The sequence below is a fragment of the Streptomyces sp. CB02980 genome, assembly GCF_014451325.2.
Classification (GTDB): Bacteria; Actinomycetota; Actinomycetes; order Streptomycetales; family Streptomycetaceae; genus Streptomyces.
Window position 1 is genome coordinate 256,432 of record NZ_JACSCH020000009.1, and the last position, 23,744, is coordinate 280,175.

Below are 23,744 nucleotides of genomic sequence, written 5' to 3' on the forward strand. Positions count from 1 at the left end.
CCAGCCGCCCGCCGGCCGGGCGGTCCGCTCAGCCCCGGCGGCCCGGCAGACGCAGGGAGGCCAGGGTCGTCAGGGTGAGGAGGGACGCGCTGATCAGGAGGCTCGTACGGAGGGCCGATTCCGTCGACGTCGCCGCCAGGGAGCCGAAGACGGCGATCGCGAGGGCGCCGGCCGTCTGCCGGACCGCGTTCAGGAGGCCCGCCGCCGTGCCCGCGCGGTCCGCCGGGACCGCCTCCATCATCGAGGCGATCAGCGGCGGCAGCGAGAAGCCCGCACCCAGGGCGAGGGGGACCAGGAGGAGCGCCTGGGCCGGCCGTGAGGTGTGCGCGTCGACCGTGAGCAGCCCGAGCAGGCCCGCCACCGCGACCGTCTGGCCGAGGACGATCGGCAGCCGCGCCCCGTACCGCGCCGCCACCCTCGCCGACAGGATGTTCACCCCGGCGAGGAGACCCGTCATCGGCAGGAACATCAGCCCGGCGGCCAGCGCCGAGAGACCCAGCACCTGCTGGAAGAAGAGGCTGAAGACGAACAGCATCCCGTAGAAGGCCACGCTGTTCGCCGAGCCCGCCGCCACCGCGACCGCCACCGTCGTGTTCCGGAACAGACCCAGCGGCACCACCGGGTGCCTCCGCCGCGTCTCGATCAGCAGGAAGGCGGCGAACGAGACCACCGCGAGCCCCAGCGCCCACCACGCCTCCGTACCGCCCTCGATGGCGGCGAAGGTCAGCGCCCCGAGCGCCGTCATCGCCGTCAGCTGCCCCGGCAGGTCCAGCGGGGCGGGCCTGCGCTCCGAACGCGCCACCCGGCTCAGCAGCGCAAGCGCGAGCAGCCCCAGCGGCAGGTTCACGAAGAAGATGCCCCGCCAGCTCCACGCCGTGGTCAGCGCCCCGCCCGCGACCGGGCCGAGCGCCACCGCGACCGTGCCGCCCGCCGCCCACAGCGAGACCGCCCGCGCCCGCCGCCCCGGATCGCCGTACGCCTCCCGCACGAGCGCGAGCGAGGCCGGCAGCATCACGGCCGCCGCCACCCCCTGCACCGCCCGCGCCGCCAGGAGCGCCGGAAGGCCCGGGGCCAGACCGCAGGCCGCCGAGGCGAGGACGAAGACGACGACCCCGATCCCGTACGCCCGGCTCGCCCCGACCCGGTCGGCGAGTGCCCCGCTGGAGAGCAGTAGCGCCGCGAAGGCCAGGGTGTACGCGTCGACCACCCACTGGAGCCCCGACATCCCGGCCCGCAGATCGGCGCCGATCGCGGGCAGGGCGACGTTCACGACGGAGGTGTCCAGGGTGATGAGCGCGAACCCGAGCATCGCGGCGGCCAGGGTGGGGCCGGGGGACTTCTGGGCGGGAGAGGGGGCGGCAACGGGAGCTTCGGCGAGGTCTGTTGAGGACATGCCCCCAGCTTCATGATCGGCGGAGCCGTACAGTAGTGGCCCGAATGCCATATGCCCGGAGGTTCTGGCCACATGACAGCCGAGTCCGCACCCCCGCCCCGCGTCCGTCGCGTCGCCGTGATCGCCGCCCCGCCCGTCTCGATGTTCAACCTGGCCATCCCCGAGATGCTGTTCGGCAAGGTCGAGATCGACGGCGCACCCGGGTACGAGACCGTCATCTGCGCCCCCGACCCCGGACCCGTCACCACCACCGGCGGTCTCGACCTGGTCGTCCCGCACGGCCTCGACGCCGTCGCCGGGGCCGACACCGTGGTCCTCGCGGGCAGCGGCTCGTACACCGACCCCGACCCGCGCATCCTCGGCGCGCTGCGCGGTGCCGCCACGGCCGGCAGCCGGATCGCCTCCATCTGCACCGGCGCCTTCGCGCTCGCCGAGGCCGGCCTGCTCGACGGCCGGGCCGCGACGACCTACTGGGCGTACAGCTCGCTGCTCGCCGCCCGCCATCCGGCCGTCGACCTCCAGGACGACGTGCTCTTCGTCCAGGACGGGCCCGTGCTGACCTCCTCCGGATACGCGGCGGGCATCGACCTCTGCCTGCACGTCATCCGCACCGACTACGGCGCCGCCGTCGCCAACACGGTCGCCCGGCTCGCCCTCGTCGCACCCGTACGGCCCGGCGGCCAGGCCCAGTTCACCCAGACCCCGCTGCCGCCCGAACGCGGGGTCTCGTTCGCCGCCACGCGCGCGTGGGCGATGGAACACCTCGACGAGCCGCTCGGCCTCACCGACCTCGCCCGGCACGCCGGTGTCTCCGTCCGCACCCTCTCCCGCCGCTTCCACGCCGAGACCGGCGTCAGCCCGCTCCAGTGGCTGCTGCACCAGCGCGTGGAGCGGGCGAAGGAGCTCCTGGAGACCACCTCGCTCGCCATGGACGGGGTGGCCCGCGCGAGCGGCCTCGGTACGGGGGACTCCCTGCGCCGGCACCTCCTGGGCCGCACGGGCCTCACCCCGAGCGCCTACCGGTCCTCCTTCAGCCGCCTGACGGCGGCGGGCGGGCCCGCCCCGGACGGCGCCGACCCGTCGCCGGTCGCCACGCCCGCGAGCACGCCCGCGTGACCGCCCCGGCGGCGATCGCGCTCACCCCCGCCGCAACCGCCCCGCCCTCCCGCGCGTCCTGAAGAACCATGATCCGACTCGCCACTCCCGCCGATCTCGACGCCGTCGTCGCCCTCCACACCGAGGCCCGCGCCACCTACTACCGAGGCCACATCCCCGACGCCGACTTCCTCGGACCCGGGGAGATCGCCCGCTCCCGGGCCGGCTGGGCCGCCGCCGTCGAGCGAGGGGCCGTCCTCTGCGCCGTACGGGACGGGGAGCTCGCGGGCATCGCCGCGTACGGGGAGCGCGACGGCCGCACACACCTCACCCAGCTCCACGTCCTCCCCGCCCGCTGGCGCGCGGGCGTCGGTACCGAGCTCCACGCGGCCTGCGTCGACGACTGGCGGGCCGCCGGGGTGACCGAGGCGCGCCTGGAGGTCTTCGAGAAGAACGAACGCGCCCAGGCCTTCTACGCCGCCCACGGCTGGACCCCCGACCCGGAAGCCCCGCGCGACGGCGACCACCTCGTGCTCCGGCTCACACTGGGACCGGAAACGGAATGAAATCCGCCGGTGGGGTCGTTGTCGCGACGGAACACCCCGAACACCCCGCCGCCGAACCCCGGAGAGAAGTCACATGCGCGTCGAGATCTGGAGCGACATCGCCTGCCCCTGGTGCTACATCGGCAAGGCCCGCTTCGAGAAGGGACTCGAGGCCTTCGCCCACCGCGAGGACGTCGAGGTCGTGCACCGCTCCTTCGAGCTCGACCCGAACCGCGCCAAGGGCGACACCGGCCCCGTCCTGGAGATGCTCGCCAGGAAGTACGGCCGCACCCTCGACGAGGCCCGCGCCATGGAGGCGCACGTCGCGTCCAACGCGCACTCCGAGGGCCTCGGCTACCGCACCGAGGGCCGTGACCACGGCAACACCTTCGACATCCACCGGCTGCTCCACCTCGCCAAGGACCGCGGGCTGCAGAACGAGCTCCTGGACCTGGCCTACCGCGCCAACTTCGCCGAGGAGCGCTCGGTCTTCGACACCGAGACCCTGGTGACGCTGGGCGTCGAGGCCGGTCTCGACGAGGCCGAGGTGCGGGCCGTCCTCGCCGACGGCTCGGCCTATGCCGACGCCGTACGCGAGGACGAGCGCGAGGCAGCCGAACTCGGCGCGAACGGCGTGCCCTTCTTCGTGCTCGACCGCCGCTACGGCATCTCCGGCGGCCAGCCCGCCGAGGTCTTCACCCAGGCCCTCGAACAGGCCTGGCAGGGCCGGGTCCTCCAGACCGTCGGCGGCGACGCGGCGGTCTGCGACACCGACGGCAGCTGCGAGGTCCCGGGCGCGTGATCGCCCACACCCGACCCGGCGCATGATCGCCAGCACCCCCTCCCACCTGCGGCGATAAGCGCGGCTTGGAGATTCCCCACGACCGAACCCCATTGACGGGTGATCGTGGGGAATCCAGGGTGAGGGCATGGAAACCCTGGAAAAGCCCCTCGGGGGCGCCGAGTTCGCGCCGAAGAACACCTACCTCAACACCTCCGCCTGCGGGCTGCTGCCGCGCCGCGCGATCGAGGCCGTCGTGCTCCTCGCGGAGGAGACCGCCGCCGGCCGGCCGGGCGGCGCCGGGGACTTCGAGGTCGTGAACGAGGCCCGCGCCACCTACGCCCGGCTCGTGGGCGTCGCGCCCGAGCGCGTCGCCGTCGGCAGCTCGGTCGCCGTGCACTGCGGCATGATCGCCCAGTCGATGCCCGCCGGGTCCGAGATCCTCTTCCCCGAGGGCGACTTCTCCTCCGTCATCACCCCCTTCACGATCCGCGGCGACCTCAGGACCCGGTTCGTGCCCCTCGACCGGCTCGCCGAGTCCGTCGGCCCCGACACGGCGCTCGTCGCCTTCTCGGCCGTGCAGTCGGCGGACGGCCGGACCGCGGACTTCGCGGCGATCCGGGCCGCTGCGGCAGCGCACGGCGCCCGGACCCTCCTGGACGCCACCCAGTCGGCCGGCTGGCTGCCGCTGCGCGCGGGGGAGTGGGACTACACGGTCGCCGGCGGCTACAAGTACCTGCTCTGCCCACGCGGGGCGTCCTTCCTCACCGTCACCGAGGAGGCGCAGGACTCGCTCCTCGCGATCCACGCCAACTGGGTCACCGGCGAGGAGCTGTGGGTGAACAGCTACGGCCCGGTCCGTGAACTGGCCGCCAGCGCACGCCGCTTCGACGAGCCCGCGGCCTTCCTCTCGTACTACGGGGCGGCCCGCTCGCTCGCGCTCCTGGAGGAGATCGGCATCGAGCGGATCGAGGCCCACGTCAAGGGGCTTGCGGCCCGCTTCCGCGCCGGACTCGTCGCCCTCGGCCACGCGCCGGTCATGGACGAGTCGGCGGTCGTCGCCGTCCCCGGCATCGGGGACCGCGAGGACGCGCTGCGCGAGGCCGACGTCCTGCTCTCCGCCCGCGCGGGCAATCTGCGCGCGTCCTTCCACCTGTACAACACGTCGGCGGACGTGGACCGCGCCCTGGAGGTCCTGGCGGGCTGACACCCGTACCGCGCCCGTGGGGGGACGTAGACGCGAGGGTGCCGTGCGCCCGCGGGGGTGATGGGTCCGCGCGAGGGCGCCCCGCGCCCGCGGGAGAGGCGCGTCCGCGCGAGGGCGCCGTGCCTCCGGGGCGTCCCGCTCAGCAGCCGCGCGGCGGGGCCGGGCATTCGCCCGCCTCGCCCGCCTCCTCGCGCAGGTTGTCCGCCACGAGGCCGAGGAGCCGCGCCAGCTCGGCCCGGTCGTCCGGGCCGAGCCCGCTCAGGGAGGCCTGCTCCAGGTCGGACCAGACGCCCTCGACACCGGCGCGCAGCGACCGGCCCTCGTCCGTCGCCTCGACCAGGACCGCACGCCGGTCGGCGGGGTCGGGGCGGCGCAGGACGAGGCCGCAGTGCTCCATGCGCTGGAGCATCTTGGTCACCGTCGAGGCGTCGACCCCCAGGGACTGGATCAGCTCGGACTGGCGGACCGGTCCGCAGTCCCAGAGCCGCATCATCATCATCTCCTGGCCCGGGTAGAGGCCGAGCTCCCGCAGTCGCCGCCCGGCGGCGATCCGGTGCATCCGGGCCACCCCGGCCAGGGCGACGCTGACGGGGCCGCCGTGGGCGGCGGAGGGCGCCGTCTCGGTACAGACGGGGTCGGTTCCTGACATCGCGGGCTCCTCGTGAAGGTCTCCCCACAGATTACCTTGGCTGGCCAAGCAATGGGTTACAGTGGCATCCGGGCCAGATACTTGGCCGACCACATAAGTTTGTGAAGGGGACAGCCATGACCACCGCCTTCGACCCCGTCGACCTCGCAGGGACCCGGCTCGCCAACCGCATCGCGATGGCCCCGATGACCCGCAGCCGCGCCGAGGGGGACAGCCGCACCCCCACCGCGCTCGTCGCCGAGTACTACGCCCAGCGCGCCTCGGCCGGCCTGATCATCACCGAGGGCACCCAGCCCAGCGCCGTCGGCCAGGGCTACCCCAACACCCCGGGCCTGCACAGCGCCGAGCAGATCGCCGCCTGGCGCGAGGTCACCGGCGCCGTCCACGAGCGCGGCGGAAAGATCTTCGTCCAGCTGATGCACGCCGGCCGGATCAGCCACCCCGTCGTCCTCGGCGACGGCCTCCACCCCGTCGGCCCGTCCGCCGTCGCCCCCAAGGGCCAGCTCTTCGCCGGCACCGGCCTCATCGACTTCGTCGCCCCGCGGGAGCTCACCGCCGACGAGATCCGGGAGACGATCGCCGGCTTCGCCGAGGCCGCCCGCAACGCCGTCGACGCCGGCTTCGACGGCGTCGAGATCCACGGCGCCAACGGATATCTGATCCAGCAGTTCCTCGCCTCCGGCTCCAACCACCGCACCGACGAGTGGGGCGGCCCGGTCGAGAACCGCATCCGCCTCGCCGTCGAGGTCGTCAAGGCCGTCGCCGCCGAGATCGGCCCCGAGCGCACCGGCCTGCGGATCTCCCCGGCCAACACCTACAACGACATCGCCGAGACCGACACCGCGGAGCTCTACCCCGCCCTCGTCGCCGCGATCGACCCCGTCGGCATCGCGTACCTGCACGTCACGGAGCCCGCGCCCGAGATCCGCGAGCTGACCCTCGCCCTGCGCAAGGCCTTCTCCGGCACGTTCATCCTCAACCCCTCCACCGAAGGGCCGACCGGCGCCGACGCGCTGACCCTGATCGAGGACGGCACCGCCGACCTCGTCGCGTACGGGGCGCTGTTCCTCGCCAACCCCGACCTGCCCGCCCGACTGCGGTCCGGCGGCCCGTACAACACCCCGGACCCGGCGACCTTCTTCGGCGGCGACCACCGCGGCTACACCGACTACCCGGCGCTGTAACCGGAACACCCGGAGCACCAGGAGCATCCGGGGCACACCCGAAGCGCGCGGAAGGGGCGGAGTCCGACACCGGACCCCGCCCCTTCCCCGTCCCGTACGCAGTCGGCGTACGCGGATCGATCAGACCGCCCAGGCCTCCGTGACCGCCCGGCGCGCACCCTCCAGGTCCACCGCGCGGCCCGCCTCGCCGAGCGCCGCGCCCAGGGCGGCCAGCGAGGACTGCACGGCGCCCGGAGTCGCGTCCACCCCGTAGTGGTTGACCCGGATCATCTCCTTGGCCAGCGCCCCGCCGCCCGCGATCAGCGGCAGCGACGGATCGGCGGCCAGCGCCTTCGCCACCAGCTCCGAGGCGTCCGTACCGGCCGGCACGCGCAGCGTCGTCGCGACCGGCGCCGCGTCCTTCGCCTCGTGGACGTACGGCTCCAGGCCGCCGCCCAGGGCCAGCGCGCCCGCCCGGGTCGCCGCCGCCGCGGCGGCGTGCCGCGCCATCAGCGCGTCCAGACCCTCCGCCTCGATCCGCTCCACACACGCCTCCAGGGCCAGCATCTCCAGCTGCGCCGGAGCGTGCAGCAGCGTCTTCCGGCCGCCGTCGATCCAGCGCTCCTTCCAGTCCAGGAGGGAGAGGTACGAGCGGCGCGGCGCGGCCGGGTTGGCGGCGAACCGCTCCCACGCCCGCGCGCTCACCGACACCGCCGACACACCCGCGGGCCCGCCCATCGCCTTCTGCGCGCCGATGATGCACATGTCCACGCCCCAGGCGTCCGGCAGGACCGGCTCGGCGCCGATCGACGCCACCGCGTCCAGGTAGAACAGGGCGCCGTGCGCCCGCACGACCTCACCGATCTCCGCCACCGGGTTGGTGTTGCCGGTCGCCGCCTCCGCGTGCACCAGGGACACGAAGTCGATCTCCGGGTGCGCGGCGAGCGCCTGCTCCACCTGCGCGGCCGTCACCGCCGCGTGGAAGGGCACCTCCAGGTCGACCACGGTCGCGCCGCAGTCCCGCAGCCAGTTGCCGAAGGTCTGCCCGTACGGCCCCGTGACCACGTTCAGGGCGGTCGATCCGGCCCGCGCACCGCTCCGGATGCACCCCTCAAGGGGGAGCAGCGCCTCGCCCTGGGTGATCACCACGTCCTGCTCCGTGGAGAGCAGCGCGGCCACCCGCCGCTCGATCGACGCGAAATGCGCGGCGGTCAGCGGGGCCAGGTCCAGGAGCGGATGTGTCACGGTCACGGCGGTGCCTTCTTCGACTCGGATTCGTGCGGGCGGAACTCCGGATCAGGGTACCGAGGGGCCCTCCCCGGCCGGGGTCCCGTCCTCGTACAGTGCAGACATGAGTGATCGCGCGGTGCTGCACGTGAAGGGACGGGTGCTCGTCGGCCCCGAGGACGTACGGGACGAACTGTGGTGCGTCGACGGGCGGGTCACCTTCGACCGGCCCGCCGCCGAGGCGGTCACCGTCGAGGGCTGGGTACTGCCCGGACTCGTCGACGCCCACTGCCACGTCGGCCTCGACCGGCACGGCCCCGTCGACGAGGCGACCAGTGAGAAGCAGGCCCTCACCGACCGGGACGCGGGCACCCTGCTGATCCGGGACGCGGGCTCGCCCTCCGACACCCGCTGGATCGACGAGCGGGAGGATCTGCCGAAGATCATCCGTGCGGGGCGGCACATCGCCCGCACCCGCCGCTACATCCGCAACTACGCCCACGAGATCGAGCCCGCCGACCTCGTCGCCTACGTCGGCCGCGAGGCCCGGCGCGGCGACGGCTGGGTCAAGCTCGTCGGCGACTGGATCGACCGCGAGGCCGGCGACCTCACCGCCTGCTGGCCGCGCGCCGAGGTCGGGGCGGCCATCGCCGAGGCCCACCGGCTCGGCGCCCGCGTCACCGCGCACTGCTTCGCCGAGGACTCGCTCCGTGACCTCGTCGAGGCCGGCATCGACTGCATCGAGCACGCCACCGGCCTCACCGAGGACACCATCCCGCTCTTCGCCGAGCGGGGCGTCGCGATCGTCCCGACCCTGGTCAACATCGCGACCTTCCCGCACCTCGCCGACGGCGGCGAGGAGAAGTTCCCCCGCTGGTCGGCCCATATGCGGAGGCTGCACGAGCGCCGGTACGACACCGTGCGGGCCGCCTTCGACGCGGGCGTCCCGGTCTTCGTCGGCACCGACGCGGGCGGCTCCCTCGCCCACGGTCTGGTCGCCGAGGAGGTCGAGGAGCTGACGAAGGCCGGCATCCCGCCGATCGACGCGCTCGCGGCGACCGCCTGGGGAGCCAGGGCGTGGCTGGGGCGTCCCTCCCTGGAGGAGGGCGCCCCGGCCGACCTCGTCGTCTACGGCGAGGACCCGCGCGCGGACGTCCGCGTCCTCGCGGCACCGCGCCGGGTCGTCGTCAACGGGCGGGTGGTGGGGTAGCCCCGCCGTGCCGCCGGATGATCAGCGGCGGGTCAGGAAGGCCAGCCGGGCCTTCTTCTCCGGGATGAAGACCTCCGGCAGGTCCACCTCGGGCAGCAGGACCTCCGGGCCCAGCTCGAACCCGGCGCGCACCATGCGGGCGATCGCCTTCTCGTTGGAGGCGTCCGGCTCCACGACCACACGGGAGTGGTCCCGCAGCGTGAAGCCGGCGAGCACGGACAGGAGCCGGCCGGTGAAGCCCGGCTGCGGGGCCGTGTTCGGCGCGATGAGGAAGTGGGCGCCGATGTCCCCGGGCTCCACCTCGTAGCACTCGCTGACGCGGTCGGCCTCGGGGTCGTACGTCTGGAGCAGGGCGACGGGCTCGTCGTCCAGGATCACCAGGAAGCCGTGGTGGGTGGTGAGCGAGTCCAGGTGCGCGTAGACGTCCCGGACCTGCTCGACGGTGGTGCCGACCATGCCCCAGAAGCGCGACCGCTCCTCGTTGACCCAGGCGTGCAGGAGCGCGGCGTCGCGCTCCGGCTCGACGGGCCGGACCGTGACGGTGCCGAAGCCGTCGATGCTCCGGACGTAGGCGGCGGTGGCGGTGGTCATCCCTGCTCCTTGGTGAGGTTCTGCCAGTCGGTGGTGACGGGGGCGAGGTCGCCCCTCAGCCACAGCGGAAGCTGGTCGCGGTGGTGCGGGTCGCCGGGCACGCCGGACGCGCCGAACGGCACGATCCAGCCGCTCCGTTCGCGGTCGGCGAGGTCCCAGACGTAACGGGCGGCGGAGGCCCGGGCGCTGCGGTCGGTCCACCCGGGCACGCTGGACGTGGAGAGCACGCAGTCGTGGTCCCCGGCGAGCCCCGGCCACTGCGCGTCGTCGGGGTCGGGCAGCGCCTGCCAGGGCGCGAGCCGGTGCGTCACGCCCCAGGCGGCCGGCGGCTCACCGGCGCCGACCTCGTCGAGCGCCTCGCGGACGATCCGGTCCACGTCCGCGGCGGGCACGGGCCCGGCCACGAGCAGGGTCTCCAGGGCGTAGGCGACGCGCGGCCCGAGGGCCAGCCAGGGCCGGAACACCTCGGGGTACGGGGCGGGTTCACGCAGCGCCGCGAAGGCCTCGTGGGCGGCGAACCGGCGGACGACGGCCCCGCGCACGGCGGCGTACAGACCGGCGCCGGTGCTCTCCGCGTCCATCCGCCGGTCCCAGGCGAGCAGCCGGTCGCGCACGGCGGAGGCGGCGGGGGAGAGGCCGGCGGGGGAGGGGCCGGAGCCGGCCTGCCCGGTCCCGCTGCCGCCCGCCCGCGCCACGGCCGCCAGGAGGCGGGCCGCCGAGCGGTTGTCGGTGTCCCGGTGGACGGCGGTGATGCTCTCCGGGGTCCAGTCGGCCGAGGCGCCGAGCAGCGCGTCGATCCGGTCCGCCCGGTGCGGCGGGGCGAACTCGATGCCCAGCGGCGCGGCGAGGCCCCGGGCGTTGGCCATCACGGCGTGACCGTCCACCTCGGCGCGGGGCAGCGGCGCCGGAGCGTCCTCCCACGCGTGCGCCGGGTCCCAGGCGGGCACGATCCGCAGCGAGTTGGCCCGGTGCCGTACGGGCACCCGGCCGGCGACCCGGTGCAGCAGACCGCCCCCGGTGTCGGCGGCCAGGACGACGTTGACCGGCTCGACCCAGCCGTCGAGGGCCGTGTCCACGTCGGCGACGGTCCGGGCGCGCAGCAGCGCGGGCAGCACCTCGAACCCGAGCTGCCCGGTGACACGCGGCGGGTACCGCAGAGCGACGCCCTCCCAGGCCGAGTCCCGGTCCCGCGAGGCGTGGTCCTGCGAGGTCTGGTCGTGTGGCCCCCCGTTCTGCGGGGCCCGGTCCCGTGAGGCCCCGTCCTTCGCAGCGCCCTCCTCCGCAGCGCCCTCCGGCGCAGAGCCCCCGGACGCGGCGCTCCCCGGCTCGTCGTCCCTCCCGATGATCACCGGTCCGCGCTCGGTCTCGATCACCTCGACCACGACCGGCTCCCCGTCCGCGACCTCGATCGTCTCGGTGTGCGTCGTCGCCGGGCGCCAGCCCTCGGGGCCGTACGCCTCCACCCCGCCGTCCGGGAGCCGCCGCAGCCGCTCCCGGTAGAGGTCCTGGTAGTCCGACATCGCGTTGGTGATCGCCCAGGCCACCGGCCCGGTGTGGCCGAAGTGGGCGAGTCCGGGGATGCCGGGCACGGCGATGCCCACCACGTCGTACGCGGGGCAGGCGAGCCGGATCTGCTGGTAGACGCCGGGAGCCTCGATGAAGCGGTGCGGATCGCCGGCCACCAGGGCCGCCCCGCTCGCGGTCCGTCCGCCCGCGACCAGCCAGCCGTTGGAGCCCGAGGTCCCCGGCCCGTCGGTCGCGAAGAGCTCCGTCCACTCCTCGCCGAGCCGCCGGGCGACCTCCTCGCGCCACAGCTTGGTGGGGAAGCCGGCGAACAGGATGTGGGTCGTCAGCCAGACGGCGAGCGGGGTCCACGGCTCCCACCGGCCGGGTGCGAGGCCGGTCTCGGCGAACTCGGGCGCCCGGCCGGCCCCTTCCGCCAGGCCGTCGTTGACCCCGTCCACGTACGCGCGTACCCACGCCGCCGTCCGCGCGTCCTCGCGCTCGAGCCGCTCGAAGCAGCGGCGGGCGGTGTCGGCGAGCCGGGAGCGCCGGGCGAAGGTGTCCCAGCCGAGCTCGGCGGCGCCGAGGAAGGCGGCCGTGGTGCCCTGGGCCCGGTGCCGCTCGACCTCCAGCTGCCAGGCCCGGTCGCGGGCGGTGACCCGGCCCTGTGCGAAGGCGAGTTCGTCCTGGTCCGCGGCGCGCAGATGGGGGACGCCCCAGGCGTCCCGGTAGACCTCGATGCTCACGGAGACCCCGATCCCGTCCATGTACCTGACATGGCTCCCGCCATGTCTTCTGCGATTTTCTTAGGTTAGGCTGACCTAAATTAATCTACAGGAGTTCAGGGGAGGGGATTGCGGTGGGTCACGGCTGGCAGGGTGCCGTTCTCAAGCTGATGCGGGGCAAGGACTTCACGTTCACCGTGACGGGGGCCGAGCAGGTCACCGAGGACTACCGCAGGGTGCACTTCACGGACGGCGGTCTGCTCGCCGCCGCCGGAATCCACCCCACGATGTGGGTCCGGATCTGGTTCGAGAACGCGGGCAAGCCGCACCAGCGCGCGTACACCCTCGTCGACCCCGACCAGGGGGCCGGCACCTTCAGTCTGGAGTTCGCCCTCCACGACGGCGTCGCCAGCCACTGGGCCCGCGCCTGCGCCCCGGGCGACACCGTCGAGGCGACCCTCCAGGGGACCGGCTTCGACGCCCCGGAGCCGCGCCCCGGACGGCTCCTCGTGGTCGGCGACCCGGCGTCGCTGCCCGCCGTCAACTCCCTGCTCGACGCGCTCCCGGGCGTCCCCGCCACCGTCTGGTTCGAGACCCAGCACGCCTCCGACGAGGAGCTGCCGGTCCGGCTCGACCCCGAGCACCACGAACTGCGCCGGGTGCCGCGCGGGAACGACGGGGCCGACCTGGTCGCCCGCGTGAAGGCCGAACTCCCCGCCCTCGCGGACTCCGACCCGTACGTCTGGATCGCCTGCGACACCGCGACCACCCGGACCCTCGCCACGTACGCGCGCAAGGAACTCGCGCTTCCCAAGGAGCGCGTCCACGCGCTCGGGTACTGGCGCGCGGGCTGACCGCCCTCTCCTGATGCGCCGGGTTGACGATCCGTTACCCCGGCGCACGGCGGCTCGTTCACACCCTTCCCTGGGGACCCGCTGTGTGCCCACGCGTGCGAAAGACGCGGGGCACCCGGGAACGGTTGTGTCGAAAAAAATCGAATATGAACACGGAAACCCCCCTTTGGAGTGAACTCACGGCAGGCGACTGTCGGTTCACTCTCCGTGCGTAAAGATTCCGGTGTCTCAAGTCGCCGAGGCCGCGCCGACCCACCGTCCCCGTGGTGAGCGGCCGGCGACGCCATGTCTCTTGTGGGGGTTCCACCATCTTGAACAGCAACACCTTCCGCATGCCCGTCCGCCGTACCGCCGCAGCCGCGACCGTCGCCGCCCTGGCCGTCGGCCCCGTGCTCCTCGCGGCCCCGGCGGCACAGGCCACGGGCGGCGAAGGGCGCGCCACCGCCGTCGTCCTGCGGACCGGCCTCGACGTCTCCCTCCTCGGCAAGACGGTCGACGTGCCGCTGCGGGTCTCCCTCAACGAGGTCAAGGCGCCGGAGACCGAGAACGAGACCGCGCTCTCCGTGAAGGTGCAGGGGGCCGAGAACGGCAAGCCGATCGACATCCTGGCCGCCGACGTCGCCACTTCGAAGGCCACCGTGGACGAGAAGAAGGCCGAGGGGTATGTGAACCTCGTCAAGGCCCGGGTCCACGTCCCCGGAATCCCGCTGCTCTCGCTCATCGAGGTCCAGAAGGTGACCTCCAAGGCCCTGTGCGAGGTGGGGAGGAAGCCCGTCGCCGAGTCCAACGTCCTCGGCCACGTCACCGTCTTCGGCAAGAAGACCACCCTCTCCACCGGCGGCCGGACCCAGGTCAGCGTGCCCGGTGTCGGACAGGTGACCCTCGACCTGTCCCGTACGTCCACCACCTCGCGCACGGCGGCGGCGACCGCCCTCGAACTCAAGGTGGAGGTCGACCCCCTGAAGCTCGGCGTCGCCGAGGTCAACGGCACCGTGACCCTCGCCGAGGCCACCTGCGAGACGCCCAAGGGAACGGCCCCGACGGAGCAGCCCACCGAGGAGCCCACCGGGAAGCCGACCGAGCAGCCCACCCAGGAGCCCAGCGAGCGGCCCTCGGAGCAGCCCACGCAGCAGCCCTCGGTCAAGCCGAGCGACGCCGGCGGCATCAAGACCAACAACGGCGGCACCACGCCCACCCAGAACCTCGCCGAGACCGGCGGCAGCTCCACCACCCCGTACATCGCGGGCGGGGCGCTCGCGCTCCTCGTGGCCGGCGGCGGCGCACTCGCGCTGACCCGCTCGCGCGCCCGCTCCCGAGGCTGACGGTCCGAGGGGGACGCGCAGGGGCATGCGCCGGGGGGCGCGGTGGCCGGAGGCTCCGGGGGGAGCCTCCGGGGGGAAGCACGGGTCCGGGGAGGGCGACGGTGACGACGTCGCCCTCCCCGGACCCGTGTGCGCGATGCGCGTCGGTCGCCCGACGGCGGCCGCTCAGCCGCCCATCAGCAGGGCCTGGTCGAGGGCTTGGAGGAAGCGGTTCGTCGTGGCCCGGTCCCGGACCGCGATCCGCAGCCAGTTCCGGTCGAGCCCCGGGAAGGTGTCGCCCCGGCGGGCCGCGAAGCCCAGCGACCGCAGCCGCTCCCGGATCGCGTCCGCCCCGTCGATCCGCAGCAGCACGAACGGGCCCTCCGATCCCGGCACCGTCCGCACCTCGTCGAACTCCGCGAGCCCGGCGAGCAGATGGGCCCGCTCGACCCCGATCCGGTGCGCCGCGTGCTCGGCCTCCGCGAGCGCCGCCCGCGACATGCACGCCTCCGCCGCCACCAGGGCCGGCGTCGACACCGGCCACAGGGGCTGCGTCCGCTCCAGGGCGGCGATCGTCGCCGGCTCGGCCAGCACGTACCCGATCCGCAGTCCGGCGAGCCCCCACGTCTTGGTGAGGCTGCGCAGCACCACGAGCCCCGGCACATCGGTGCGCCCGGCCAGCGACTCGCGCTCGCCCGGCACCGCGTCCAGGAACGCCTCGTCGACCACCAGGGTCCGCCAGGGTCTCGCCAGCGCGGCGATCGAGGCGGCGGGGTGCAGCACGGACGTGGGGTTCGTGGGGTTCCCGATCACCACCAGGTCCGCGTCCTCGGGGACCGCCGCCGGATCCAGCCGGAAGCCGTCCTCCTCGCGCAGCAGCACCCGGCCCACCTCGTGGCCGACGTCGCGCAGCGCCGCCTCCGGCTCGGTGAACTGCGGATGCACCACGACGGGCCGCCGCACCGGGAGCGCCCGCGCGATCAGCACGAAGGCCTCGGCCGCGCCGGCCGTGAGCAGCACCCGGTTCGAGGGCAGATCGTGCCGCTCGGCCACGGCCGCGCGCGCGGCCCGGCCGTCGGGGTAGGCGGCGAGTCCGGTCAGGGAGTCGGCGATCCGCTCCCGCAGCCAGTCCGGTGGGGTGTTCGTCCGGACGTTGACCGCCAGATCGATGAGTTTCTCGTCCCGTACCTCGGCGTCACCGTGGTGGCGCAGGTCGTGGGCGTCGGTATGCAGATGCATGTCCATGGCCGCCGTCGTGTGGGGGGTGGGGATGGTGGGGGGTGAGCCAGGCTCGCCAGCGATGTACCCGTGAGTTCGGGGCAACAACCGTACGCCTGGGGCGTCTTCGTTCGGGCGAAACGGGACGGAAGCGGCGAGAGCGCACGTTACGCGCCGGGTTTTCCGCTTCGGTACGAGCAGCCCGACGGACGTGCCCCCGCCCGCCGCGAGCAGCGCGGCCGCCTCCGCCACCGACGCCGTACCCGTCGCGGCCAGCGGCCGCGCCGACGGATGCGGTACGGGCACGGCCGCGAGCTCCTCCGCCGTGAACGCCCGCACCGGGACGCCGAGCACCTCCGCCGCCCCCGTGATCCCCGGCTCCGCCGCCCGCGCGTCGAGCGTGGCGAGCGAGCGGACGCCCGCACGCGTCAGCCCCGCCTCCCGCAGAACCGCCTCGACCAGGGCGAGGACCTCGTCCACCGGGACCCCGGCCCGGGCGCCGACACCGAGGTGCGCGGACGCCACCCCATCCGATACCAAAGGCCCATGGCTGTAGTCGTCGCGCTCGGCGCGTTCCTCATGACGCTCTTCGGAGGCTGGGTCGCGGGACGCGTCACCGACCGGCGCCACCTCGTCCTCGGCCTCGCCGGCGGACTCATGCTCGGCGTCGTCGGACTCGACCTGCTGCCCGAGGCCCTGGAGGCGGCGGGCGACGAGGTCTTCGGAGTCCCGGAGGCCCTGCTGCTCTTCGTCGGCGGCTTCCTCCTCGCCCATGTCGTGGAGCGACTCCTCGCCGTACGCCAGGCCGCACACGGTGTCGCGGCCGACGAGAGGGTCCCGCAGGTCGGCATGACGGCGGCGGCCGCGATGGTCGGTCACAGCCTCATGGACGGCATCGCGCTGGGTGCCGCCTTCCAGGTCGGCGGCGGCATGGGCGCCACCGTCGCGCTCGCCGTGATCACCCATGACTTCGCCGACGGCTTCAACACGTACACGATCACCAGCCTCTACGGGAACGCCCGCCGCAAGGCCATCGGCATGCTCGTCGCCGACGCCCTCGCGCCGCTGGTCGGCGCCGCCTCCACCCTGCTGTTCACCCTTCCGGTGGAACTCCTCGGCAGCTATCTGGGGTTCTTCGGCGGCGCCCTGCTCTACCTGGCCGCCGCCGAGATCCTGCCGGAGGCCCACCACGACCACCCCGCCCGCTCCACCCTGCTGTGCACGGTGGGGGGCGTCGGCTTCATCTGGCTCGTGGTGGGCGTCTCCGGCGGCTGATCTCACCTGCAGTGCTCCACGAAACGCGCGGCGGCCTCCGGGGATCCCGCCCAGTGGGTGTGGACATAGCTGGCGTGCACGCCGCCCTGCACGAAGCCCTCGACGCGCCGCTCGGGCTGCCGCAGCCCCCACGCGGCCGCCGCACCGGCGCCCGGCTCGATGACGGTCCGGTGGAACTCGTGCCCCCGCATCCGCGCCCCGGCGGGCGCGAGCACGCTGTCGCTCACGGCGACGGCGTCCCGGTACCCGAGGGTGAGCCGCTCGGACATCCGCGCGTCCGCGTCGAGCACCCCGCACATGGGGGTGCCGTCGAGCGACCGCGCGAGATACAGCAGCCCGGCGCACTCGGCGGCGACGGGCGCGCCGGAGGCGGCGAGCGCGGCGACGGCCTTCCGCAACGGCTCGTTGGCGGACAGCTGCTCGCCGTACATCTCGGGGAAGCCGCCGCCTATGACGAGCCCGCTCGTCCCCTCGGGGAGGGCTTCGTCCCGGAGCGGGTCGAACGTGACGACCTCGGCGCCGGCGGCGCGCAGGAGCTCGGTGTGCTCGGCGTACGAGAACGTGAACGCCGCGCCTCCTGCCACCGCGACCACCGGTGTGGGCATGCGTTCCGCCGGGGCGATGGGGGTACCCCCGGACGGAGTCCGGGGGAGGGTGGGCACACCGGAACCACCGGCGTGCAGCCGCTCCCCGACCTCAGCCACCCACGGCTCGCAGTGCAGCTCCGGCGCACTGCGGGCCAGTGACAGAAGCGCCTCCAGATCGCACCCGGCCCGCACCTGCTCCGCCTGCGCCGCGACAGCGGCAAGCGCCGCCGCCTGCCGCTCGGCCACCGGCACAAGCCCCAGATGCCGTGACGGAGTCGCCACCGCGGGCGCCCGTCGAAGGACACCCAGCACCGGCACCCCGGACTCCCCGAGCGCCTCCCGCAGCAGATGCTCGTGCCGATCCGTCGCGACCTTGTTCAGGATCACGCCCCCGATCCGCACCTCCGGATCCCAGGACGCGAACCCGTGCACGAGCGCCGCCACCGACCGCGACTGCGAGGACGCGTCGACGACCAGCACCACCGGCGCCTTGAGCAGCTTCGACACCTGTGCGGTGGAGGCGAGTTCGCCCTGGTCGGCGGCCCCGTCGTACAGGCCCATGACACCCTCGACGACCGCCAGGTCGCACCCGCGCGCCCCGTGCTCGAAGAGCGGCGCGATCAGCCCCGTACCGCACATGTACGCGTCGAGGTTGCGGCCCGGCCGCCCCGTGGCGAGCGCGTGGTAGCCCGGGTCGATGTAGTCCGGTCCGACCTTGTGCGGCGAGACCGCCAGACCACGGCCGGCGAACGCGGCCATCAGGCCGGTCGCGACCGTGGTCTTGCCCGCGCCCGACGAGGGCGCGGCGATGACGAGACGTGCTACCACTCGATGCCCCGCTGGCCCTTCTGACCGGCGTCCATCGGGTGCTTGACCTTGGACATGTCGGTGACGAGATCCGCGAAGTCGACGAGCTCCTGCGGCGCGTTGCGGCCGGTGATGACGACGTGCTGGTGCCCGGGACGGTCGCGCAGCACCTCGACGACCTCGGCCGTGTCGATCCAGCCCCAGTGCAGCAGGTACGCGAACTCGTCGAGGACGTAGAACGTGTACTTCTCCTCGGCGAGGTCCCGCTTGACCTGCTCCCAGCCCTCGCGGGCCTTCTCCTCGTGCGACTGCTCGCCCTCGGCGACCTCGCGCTGGATCCAGGACCAGCCCTCACCCATCTTGTTCCAGGTGACGGTGCCGCCCTTGCCGGTCTCGCCGAGCGCCTTGAGGGCGTTCTCCTCGCCGACCTTCCACTTGGCCGACTTCACGAACTGGAACACCCCGATCGGCCAGCCCTGGTTCCAGGCGCGCAGCGCCATGCCGAACGCGGCGGTCGACTTCCCCTTGCCGACGCCCGTGTGCACCATGACCAGCGCACGGTTGCGGCGCTGACGGGTGGTGAGACCGTCGTCGGGAACGACGGTCGGCTGTCCCTGCGGCATTAAGCGGCCCTCCTGGCAGTGGTCTTCCGGTTTCCCTGTACGTCCCGGACGAGGCCGGCGATCGAGTCGGCGCGCAGCTCGTCCAAGGTGACGGCGGTGCCGCCGAGTTCACGGGCGAGCTCCCGGGCCAGCCCGAGCCGCACCGGTCCGGTCTCGCAGTCGACGACGACGGAGGCCGTGCCGTCGGCGGCGTGCAGCCGCGCCGCGCGGGCGGCGAGCGCCACCGGGTCGGCGCCGCCGCCGGTCGCCCGCCCGTCGGTGACGACGACGAGCAGCGGGCGGCGCGAGGGGTCCCGCAGCCGCTCGACGCGCAGGACGTCATGGGCCTTGAGGAGACCGGCCGACAGCGGGGTACGGCCACCGGTCGGGAGCTTCTCGAGACGGGCGGCGGCCGCGTCGACGGACGAGGTCGGCGGCAGCGCGACCTCGGCGTCGCGGCCGCGGAAGGTGATGAGGCCGACCTTGTCGCGCCGCTGGTAGGCGTCGAGCAGCAGGGAGAGGACGGCGCCCTTGACGGCGCTCATCCGCTGCCGGGCCGCCATGGAACCGGAGGCGTCCACGGCGAAGAGCACCAGGTTCCCCTCGCGGCCCTCCCGGGTCGCCTGCCGCAGGTCGTCCCGGCGGACCACGAGTCCGGGGCCGGTCCGCCCACGGGCCTTCTGGTGCGGGGCGGCTGCCTGCACGGTGGCGGCCAGGTGCAGCTTGGTCAGCGAGCCCCGGGGGCGTACGGATCCGGTGGTACGGCCGTGCTCGGTGCGGGCCCGGGAGCGGCGCCCGGCCGCGCCCTCGCCGAGACCGGGGACGCTGAGCACCTTCGTACGGAAGGGCTCGGAGGCGGCGACGGCGGCGCGCTCACCGGAACCGGCGCCCTGCGGGGCGGGTTCGGGAGAGGGTGCGGGCGGCGCGGGCGGGGAGGTCTCCTCGGGAGCGGGGGAGTTCTCGGCGGCGGGTCCGTCGCTCTGCGGCGGAACACCCCCACCGGGACCGCCGTCCCCGGGCCCCCCGTCGCCGGGCCCGTCGGGCTCGGGGTCCTCGTCCGGCTCCTGGTCCTGGCCCTTGAACTCCTCCAGGGTCTCGTCGAGCTTGTCCTCGTCGAGGCCGGGAGCGTCGAAGGGGGAGCGGCGCCGCCGGTGCGGGAGAGCGAGCAGGGCGGCCTGCCGTACGTCCTCGGAGGTGACCTCGGTGCGGCCGGCCCAGGCGGCGAGCGCGGTCGCGGTGCGGGCCATGACGATGTCGGCGCGCATGCCGTCGACCTCGAACGCGGCGCAGGTGGCGGCGATCTGGAGCAGCACGGCGTCGCCGAGCCTCACCTGGGGCAGCAACGCCCGTGCGGTGACGATCCGTTCGCGCAGCGCGGACTCGTCCGCGGCCCAGCGGTCGGCGAAGGCGGCGGGGTCGTCCTCGAAGGCGAGCCGCCGCCGGACGACCTCGACGCGCTGCTGCGGGTCGCGCGACGCGGCGACCTCGACGGTCAGCCCGAACCGGTCGAGGAGCTGGGGCCTGAGCTCGCCCTCCTCGGGGTTCATGGTCCCGACGAGCAGGAAGCGGGCGGCGTGCCGTACGGAGACACCCTCGCGCTCGACGTAGGAGGACCCCATGGCGGCGGCGTCGAGGAGATGGTCGATGAGGTGGTCGCTGAGCAGGTTGACCTCGTCGACGTAGAGGATCCCGCGATGGGCGGAGGCGAGGAGGCCGGGCTCGAAGGCCTTGACGCCCTCGCTGAGCGCCTTCTCGATGTCGAGCGAGCCGACGAGCCGGTCCTCGGAGGCGCCGACGGGCAGCTCGACCATCCGCGCGGGCCGCTCGGCCCCGGGCCCGGTCTCGTGGGGCCCGTCGGGGCAGCCGCCGTCGGGGGAGCCGGGATCACAGCTGAACCGGCAGCCGGCGACGACGGGCACGGCGGGCAGCAGCTCGGCGAGCGCGCGCACGGCGGTGGACTTGGCGGTCCCCTTCTCACCCCGCACGAGCACACCGCCGACGGCCGGGCTGACGGCGTTGAGCAGCAGCGCGAGCCGCAGGTCGTCCATACCGACGACGGCGGTGAACGGATACCGGGTACTCATCGGCTGGTCACTCCTTCAGATCGCGAATGTTCGAACGACGACCCGGGGCCGCCAGGAATCTTCGACACGTCGTGCGGGTGGTGCGGGTGGGGACCCGAACGCCGGGCGCGGCTCACGGCGCACCCGGCGGCACGAACGGCAGCCCCGAAGGAGCTCCCTCCTCGATCAGCCGCAGCAGCGCGTCCGTGTCCGCGTGCTCCTCGATCAGATCCCCCAGCCGGTCCAGCTGTTCCTCCCGCAGCGCCCCGAACGACGTGTCCGGCGCCGGTACGAACCGCCGTCCGGCCGCCGTCGCGACCTCCCGCAGGAACGCCCGCCGGAACCCGTCGCTCTCCAGGGAGCCGTGCCAGTGCGTACCCCACACGGAACCCACCCGACACCCGTCGAGAAACGGTTCCCCGCCCCGTACGTCCGCGATGCCGTGGTGGATCTCGTACCCCTCGACCCGTTCCCCGAGCGCCGAGCCCACCGGCCGGGCGAGCGTCTTCTCGCGCGCGAACCGCACGCGTACGGGCAGCAGCCCGAGCCCGTCGACGGACCCCGCACGGGACTCGACCTCGTCCTCGATGTGCTCGCCGAGGACCTGGAAGCCGCCGCAGATGCCGAGCACCGGACGGCCCTCGGCGGCCCGCCGCGCCAGCGCGTCGGCGAGCCCGCGCTCCCGCAGCCAGGCGAGCGCCTTGACCGTCCCGCGCGTCCCCGGCACCACGACCAGGTCCGCGTCGACGAGCTCCTCCGCCCGGTCCACGAACCGCACGACGACACCCGGCTCGGCGGCCAGCGCGTCCACGTCCGTGAAGTTGGACATCAGCGGCACCGCGCAGACGGCGACCCGCAGCACGTCCTCACCGACCGGCGGCGCGACGACGGACTCACGCACCGCGCCCCGCAGCGAGACCCGGAGGCCGTCCTCCTCGTCGATGCCGAGCCCGTGGGCGTACGGCAGGACGCCGAAGGTCCGCCGCCCGGTGAGCCCGTGCAGCATGTCCAGGCCCGGTTCGAGCAGGGTCACGTCACCGCGGAACTTGTTCACGAGGTAGCCCGCGATCAGCTCCTGGTCCTCGGGCGCGAGCAGCGCCGTCGTGCCGAAGAACTGGGCGAAGACCCCGCCCCGGTCGATGTCGCCGACCACGACGACGGGCAGCCGCGCGGCCCGCGCGATGCCCATGTTCACGATGTCGGTGCGCCGCAGGTTGATCTCGGCCGGACTGCCGGCGCCCTCGCAGATCACGGCGTCGTACGTGCTCCGCAGCTCCTCCAGGCACGCGATGACCGGCTCGAAGAGCTCCTTCTGCCGTCCCCCGCGCAGCGCCTTCCCGGGGGACGACCCCCCAGGCCCCCCGAAGAACCCGCGGGCGCTCAGCTCACCGACCGGCTTGCCCATCAGGACGACCTGGCTGGACCGGTCGCTGCCGGGCTTGAGCAGGACGGGGTTCATCAGCGCGGTGGGTTCCACCCGCGCCGCCTGCGCCTGCATGGCCTGGGCCCGCCCGATCTCGGCCCCCTCCCTCGTGACGAAGGAGTTGAGGGACATGTTCTGCCCCTTGAACGGCGCCACCTTCACACCCTTGCGGACCAGCCAGCGGCAGATGCCGGCCGTCACGACGCTCTTGCCGGCGTCGGACGTGGTCCCGGCGACGAGCAGTCCCCCACCCCTCATGCGTTCCTCCGCTTCCGGGTCGACGCGGCCAGGGCGCCGATGATCAGCCGGCCGCCCACACAGGCGGCCAGAGTGAGTCCGGTGACCCGGCGCGACAGGCGTACGGCCCGGTCGATGTCGGTCACCTCGACGGCCCGCCCCTCCCCGTTGAGCACCGGACGGTGCTCGACCCGGCCGCCGTACGACAGGGTGCCACCGAGGCGTATGCCGAGGGCGCCCGCGAAGGAGGCCTCGACGGGGCCCGCGTTGGGGCTGGGGTGCTTCGCCGCGTCGGCCCGCCAGGCGTTCAGCGCACCGCGCGGGTCTCCGCCGGCGACGGTCGCGAGGACGGCCGTCAGCCGGGCCCCGGGCCAGCCGGCCACGTCGTCGAGCCGGGCCGAGGCCCAGCCGAAGCGGCGGTGGCGCGGCGACTTGTGGCCGACCATCGCGTCGAGGGTGTTGACGGCCCGGAAGCCGACGAGGCCCGGTACGCCCGCGACCGCGCCCCAGAAGAGGGCGCCGACCACGGCGTCGGAGGTGTTCTCGGCGACCGATTCGACGACCGCGCGGGCCATCGCGGGTCCGTCCAGGGACTGCGGGTCGCGCCCGCAGAGATGCGGCAGCCGCTCCCGGGCGACGTCCAGGTCCCCGGCGGCGAGCGCGCCGCCGATCGCGCGGGCCTCCCGCCCCAGGGTCGTACCGCCGACGACGGCCCACACGGAGGCGGCGGTCAGGGCGACGGCGGCGGCCGGCCGGTTCCGTACGGCCCGGGCGGCGAGCGCTCCGAGGGCGACGGTGGAGCCGGCGCAGACGGCGGTGTGCAGGGCACCCCAGCCGCGGTGGTCGTGGTGGAGGCGGTTCTCGACCGCGGCGGCCGCCCGGCCGAACGCGGCGACGGGATGTCCGCGGCGGGGGTCGCCGATGAGCAGATCGACGGCGAGACCCGCGGCCGCTCCGTACGCGAAGACACCAGTGGTACTGCTGCGGCCGGGCATGGCGCATGTCCTCACTCAGGGTCCGCGCCCTGGATCGACGTGACCGGCGGCGAGAGTTCCTGGCTCCCGGACCCTTCGGATCCGGTCACAGTGGCGGGACCGCGCCGGATTCGCACCGGACTTCCTCTACTGCCGCCGTAATGGCCTCGGCAGTCCACCACGGCCCGAGAACAGCCGTCAACTCACCCTTGACCTGCAGCGGGTCACTGTGCGAAGCACCACAAACACACCGGCGGGGCGGGCCGCACCCGAAGGTGCGGACCGCCCCGCCGGTCACGCTCGGACCGTCAGGC

Annotated in this window: 20 protein-coding genes and 1 riboswitch; of the genes, 9 read left to right on the forward strand and 11 right to left on the reverse strand. The window is 74.2% G+C overall.

All coding sequences use genetic code 11. The annotated features are described in order from the left end of the window. Positions 1–28: 28 nt before the first annotated feature. Entirely contained in the window at positions 29–1,393 is a 1,365-nt protein-coding gene (locus E0F75_RS20910; RefSeq protein ID WP_187624058.1) for an MFS transporter, read from the reverse strand. 72 nt (positions 1,394–1,465) lie between these two features. Between E0F75_RS20910 and E0F75_RS20915 the strand changes: the two genes are divergently transcribed. The 4 genes from E0F75_RS20915 (at position 1,466) to E0F75_RS20930 (ending at position 5,021) form a co-directional block, all read left to right on the forward strand. After that, on the forward strand, positions 1,466–2,509 hold the full coding sequence (locus E0F75_RS20915) for a GlxA family transcriptional regulator (protein ID WP_187624059.1): 1,044 nt from the start codon (positions 1,466–1,468) through the stop codon (positions 2,507–2,509). 68 nt (positions 2,510–2,577) lie between these two features. Then, positions 2,578–3,054, forward strand: coding sequence for a GNAT family N-acetyltransferase (locus E0F75_RS20920; protein ID WP_187624060.1), 477 nt, complete (start codon positions 2,578–2,580; stop codon positions 3,052–3,054). 73 nt (positions 3,055–3,127) lie between these two features. After that, positions 3,128–3,835 (forward strand): DsbA family oxidoreductase, encoded by a 708-nt coding sequence (locus E0F75_RS20925; protein ID WP_187624061.1) that lies wholly within the window; start codon positions 3,128–3,130, stop codon positions 3,833–3,835. A gap of 127 nt (positions 3,836–3,962) precedes the next feature. Continuing rightward, entirely contained in the window at positions 3,963–5,021 is a 1,059-nt protein-coding gene (locus E0F75_RS20930; protein WP_187624062.1) for an aminotransferase class V-fold PLP-dependent enzyme, read from the forward strand. Positions 5,022–5,160: 139 nt separating this feature from the next. Here E0F75_RS20930 and E0F75_RS20935 read toward each other — a convergent pair whose 3' ends face one another. Next, positions 5,161–5,670: a MarR family winged helix-turn-helix transcriptional regulator gene (locus E0F75_RS20935; protein WP_187624063.1), complete on the reverse strand. Its 510-nt coding sequence runs from the start codon at positions 5,668–5,670 to the stop codon at positions 5,161–5,163. Positions 5,671–5,786: 116 nt separating this feature from the next. Here E0F75_RS20935 and E0F75_RS20940 point away from each other — a divergent pair, with 116 nt between their 5' ends. Continuing rightward, positions 5,787–6,854 (forward strand): alkene reductase, encoded by a 1,068-nt coding sequence (locus E0F75_RS20940; RefSeq protein WP_187624064.1) that lies wholly within the window; start codon positions 5,787–5,789, stop codon positions 6,852–6,854. Positions 6,855–6,974: 120 nt separating this feature from the next. Here the strand turns inward: E0F75_RS20940 and E0F75_RS20945 are convergent, their stop codons facing one another. Then, positions 6,975–8,078: an aminotransferase class V-fold PLP-dependent enzyme gene (locus E0F75_RS20945; RefSeq protein WP_187624142.1), complete on the reverse strand. Its 1,104-nt coding sequence runs from the start codon at positions 8,076–8,078 to the stop codon at positions 6,975–6,977. A gap of 106 nt (positions 8,079–8,184) precedes the next feature. Here E0F75_RS20945 and E0F75_RS20950 point away from each other — a divergent pair, with 106 nt between their 5' ends. Then, entirely contained in the window at positions 8,185–9,270 is a 1,086-nt protein-coding gene (locus E0F75_RS20950; RefSeq protein ID WP_187624065.1) for an amidohydrolase family protein, read from the forward strand. Positions 9,271–9,291: 21 nt separating this feature from the next. On the opposite strand, the gene E0F75_RS20955 is transcribed toward E0F75_RS20950, so the two are convergent. Continuing rightward, positions 9,292–9,861: a GNAT family N-acetyltransferase gene (locus E0F75_RS20955; protein WP_187624066.1), complete on the reverse strand. Its 570-nt coding sequence runs from the start codon at positions 9,859–9,861 to the stop codon at positions 9,292–9,294. Continuing rightward, positions 9,858–12,131, reverse strand: coding sequence for a penicillin acylase family protein (locus E0F75_RS20960; protein ID WP_187624067.1), 2,274 nt, complete (start codon positions 12,129–12,131; stop codon positions 9,858–9,860). The genes E0F75_RS20955 and E0F75_RS20960 overlap by 4 nt, the downstream gene beginning before the upstream one ends. Positions 12,132–12,223: 92 nt before the next feature. Here E0F75_RS20960 and E0F75_RS20965 point away from each other — a divergent pair, with 92 nt between their 5' ends. Together E0F75_RS20965 and E0F75_RS20970 are read left to right on the forward strand one after the other, a co-directional pair. Next, complete coding sequence (locus E0F75_RS20965; protein WP_187624068.1) at positions 12,224–12,943, forward strand: siderophore-interacting protein; 720 nt, start codon at positions 12,224–12,226, stop codon at positions 12,941–12,943. Between the two features lie 311 nt (positions 12,944–13,254). Beyond that, on the forward strand, positions 13,255–14,265 hold the full coding sequence (locus E0F75_RS20970) for an SCO1860 family LAETG-anchored protein (protein ID WP_187624069.1): 1,011 nt from the start codon (positions 13,255–13,257) through the stop codon (positions 14,263–14,265). A 165-nt stretch (positions 14,266–14,430) separates the two neighbouring features. Here E0F75_RS20970 and cobC read toward each other — a convergent pair whose 3' ends face one another. Continuing rightward, positions 14,431–15,987, reverse strand: a complete 1,557-nt coding sequence (gene cobC, locus E0F75_RS20975; RefSeq protein ID WP_187624070.1) for an Rv2231c family pyridoxal phosphate-dependent protein CobC — start codon at positions 15,985–15,987, stop codon at positions 14,431–14,433. A 21-nt stretch (positions 15,988–16,008) separates the two neighbouring features. Here cobC and E0F75_RS20980 point away from each other — a divergent pair, with 21 nt between their 5' ends. After that, positions 16,009–16,737 (forward strand): ZIP family metal transporter, encoded by a 729-nt coding sequence (locus E0F75_RS20980; RefSeq protein ID WP_187624071.1) that lies wholly within the window; start codon positions 16,009–16,011, stop codon positions 16,735–16,737. A 2-nt stretch (positions 16,738–16,739) separates the two neighbouring features. Here the strand turns inward: E0F75_RS20980 and E0F75_RS20985 are convergent, their stop codons facing one another. The 5 genes from E0F75_RS20985 to E0F75_RS21005 all read right to left on the reverse strand — a co-directional run bounded on the left by E0F75_RS20985 (position 16,740) and on the right by E0F75_RS21005 (position 23,451). Beyond that, positions 16,740–18,152, reverse strand: coding sequence for a cobyrinate a,c-diamide synthase (locus E0F75_RS20985; RefSeq protein ID WP_187624072.1), 1,413 nt, complete (start codon positions 18,150–18,152; stop codon positions 16,740–16,742). Next, the gene (gene cobO / locus E0F75_RS20990; RefSeq protein ID WP_187624073.1) at positions 18,146–18,754 is read right to left on the reverse strand and encodes a cob(I)yrinic acid a,c-diamide adenosyltransferase; all 609 of its coding nucleotides are present in this window, start codon (positions 18,752–18,754) and stop codon (positions 18,146–18,148) included. The genes E0F75_RS20985 and cobO overlap by 7 nt, the downstream gene beginning before the upstream one ends. Continuing rightward, positions 18,754–20,817: a putative cobaltochelatase gene (locus E0F75_RS20995; protein WP_187624074.1), complete on the reverse strand. Its 2,064-nt coding sequence runs from the start codon at positions 20,815–20,817 to the stop codon at positions 18,754–18,756. Before E0F75_RS20995 ends, cobO begins: the two co-directional genes overlap by 1 nt. A gap of 112 nt (positions 20,818–20,929) precedes the next feature. Beyond that, positions 20,930–22,477, reverse strand: a complete 1,548-nt coding sequence (locus E0F75_RS21000; RefSeq protein WP_187624075.1) for a cobyric acid synthase — start codon at positions 22,475–22,477, stop codon at positions 20,930–20,932. Then, the gene (locus E0F75_RS21005; protein WP_187624076.1) at positions 22,474–23,451 is read right to left on the reverse strand and encodes a cobalamin biosynthesis protein; all 978 of its coding nucleotides are present in this window, start codon (positions 23,449–23,451) and stop codon (positions 22,474–22,476) included. Before E0F75_RS21005 ends, E0F75_RS21000 begins: the two co-directional genes overlap by 4 nt. Positions 23,452–23,484: 33 nt before the next feature. After that, a riboswitch (cobalamin riboswitch) is annotated at positions 23,485–23,617 on the reverse strand. Between the last annotated feature and the right edge of the window lie 127 nt (positions 23,618–23,744).

Coding starts and splice junctions, on each gene's coding strand:
- E0F75_RS20960 (WP_187624067.1), bottom strand. CDS start 12,131: ATGGACGGGATCGGGGTCTCCGTGAGCATCGAGGTCTACCGGGACGCC.
- E0F75_RS20940 (WP_187624064.1), top strand. CDS start 5,787: ATGACCACCGCCTTCGACCCCGTCGACCTCGCAGGGACCCGGCTCGCC.
- E0F75_RS20980 (WP_187624071.1), top strand. CDS start 16,009: ATGGCTGTAGTCGTCGCGCTCGGCGCGTTCCTCATGACGCTCTTCGGA.
- E0F75_RS21000 (WP_187624075.1), bottom strand. CDS start 22,477: ATGAGGGGTGGGGGACTGCTCGTCGCCGGGACCACGTCCGACGCCGGC.
- E0F75_RS20955 (WP_187624066.1), bottom strand. CDS start 9,861: ATGACCACCGCCACCGCCGCCTACGTCCGGAGCATCGACGGCTTCGGC.
- E0F75_RS20920 (WP_187624060.1), top strand. CDS start 2,578: ATGATCCGACTCGCCACTCCCGCCGATCTCGACGCCGTCGTCGCCCTC.
- E0F75_RS20995 (WP_187624074.1), bottom strand. CDS start 20,817: ATGAGTACCCGGTATCCGTTCACCGCCGTCGTCGGTATGGACGACCTG.
- E0F75_RS20915 (WP_187624059.1), top strand. CDS start 1,466: ATGACAGCCGAGTCCGCACCCCCGCCCCGCGTCCGTCGCGTCGCCGTG.
- E0F75_RS21005 (WP_187624076.1), bottom strand. CDS start 23,451: ATGCCCGGCCGCAGCAGTACCACTGGTGTCTTCGCGTACGGAGCGGCC.
- cobO (WP_187624073.1), bottom strand. CDS start 18,754: ATGCCGCAGGGACAGCCGACCGTCGTTCCCGACGACGGTCTCACCACC.
- E0F75_RS20950 (WP_187624065.1), top strand. CDS start 8,185: ATGAGTGATCGCGCGGTGCTGCACGTGAAGGGACGGGTGCTCGTCGGC.
- E0F75_RS20935 (WP_187624063.1), bottom strand. CDS start 5,670: ATGTCAGGAACCGACCCCGTCTGTACCGAGACGGCGCCCTCCGCCGCC.
- E0F75_RS20925 (WP_187624061.1), top strand. CDS start 3,128: ATGCGCGTCGAGATCTGGAGCGACATCGCCTGCCCCTGGTGCTACATC.
- E0F75_RS20910 (WP_187624058.1), bottom strand. CDS start 1,393: ATGTCCTCAACAGACCTCGCCGAAGCTCCCGTTGCCGCCCCCTCTCCC.
- E0F75_RS20930 (WP_187624062.1), top strand. CDS start 3,963: ATGGAAACCCTGGAAAAGCCCCTCGGGGGCGCCGAGTTCGCGCCGAAG.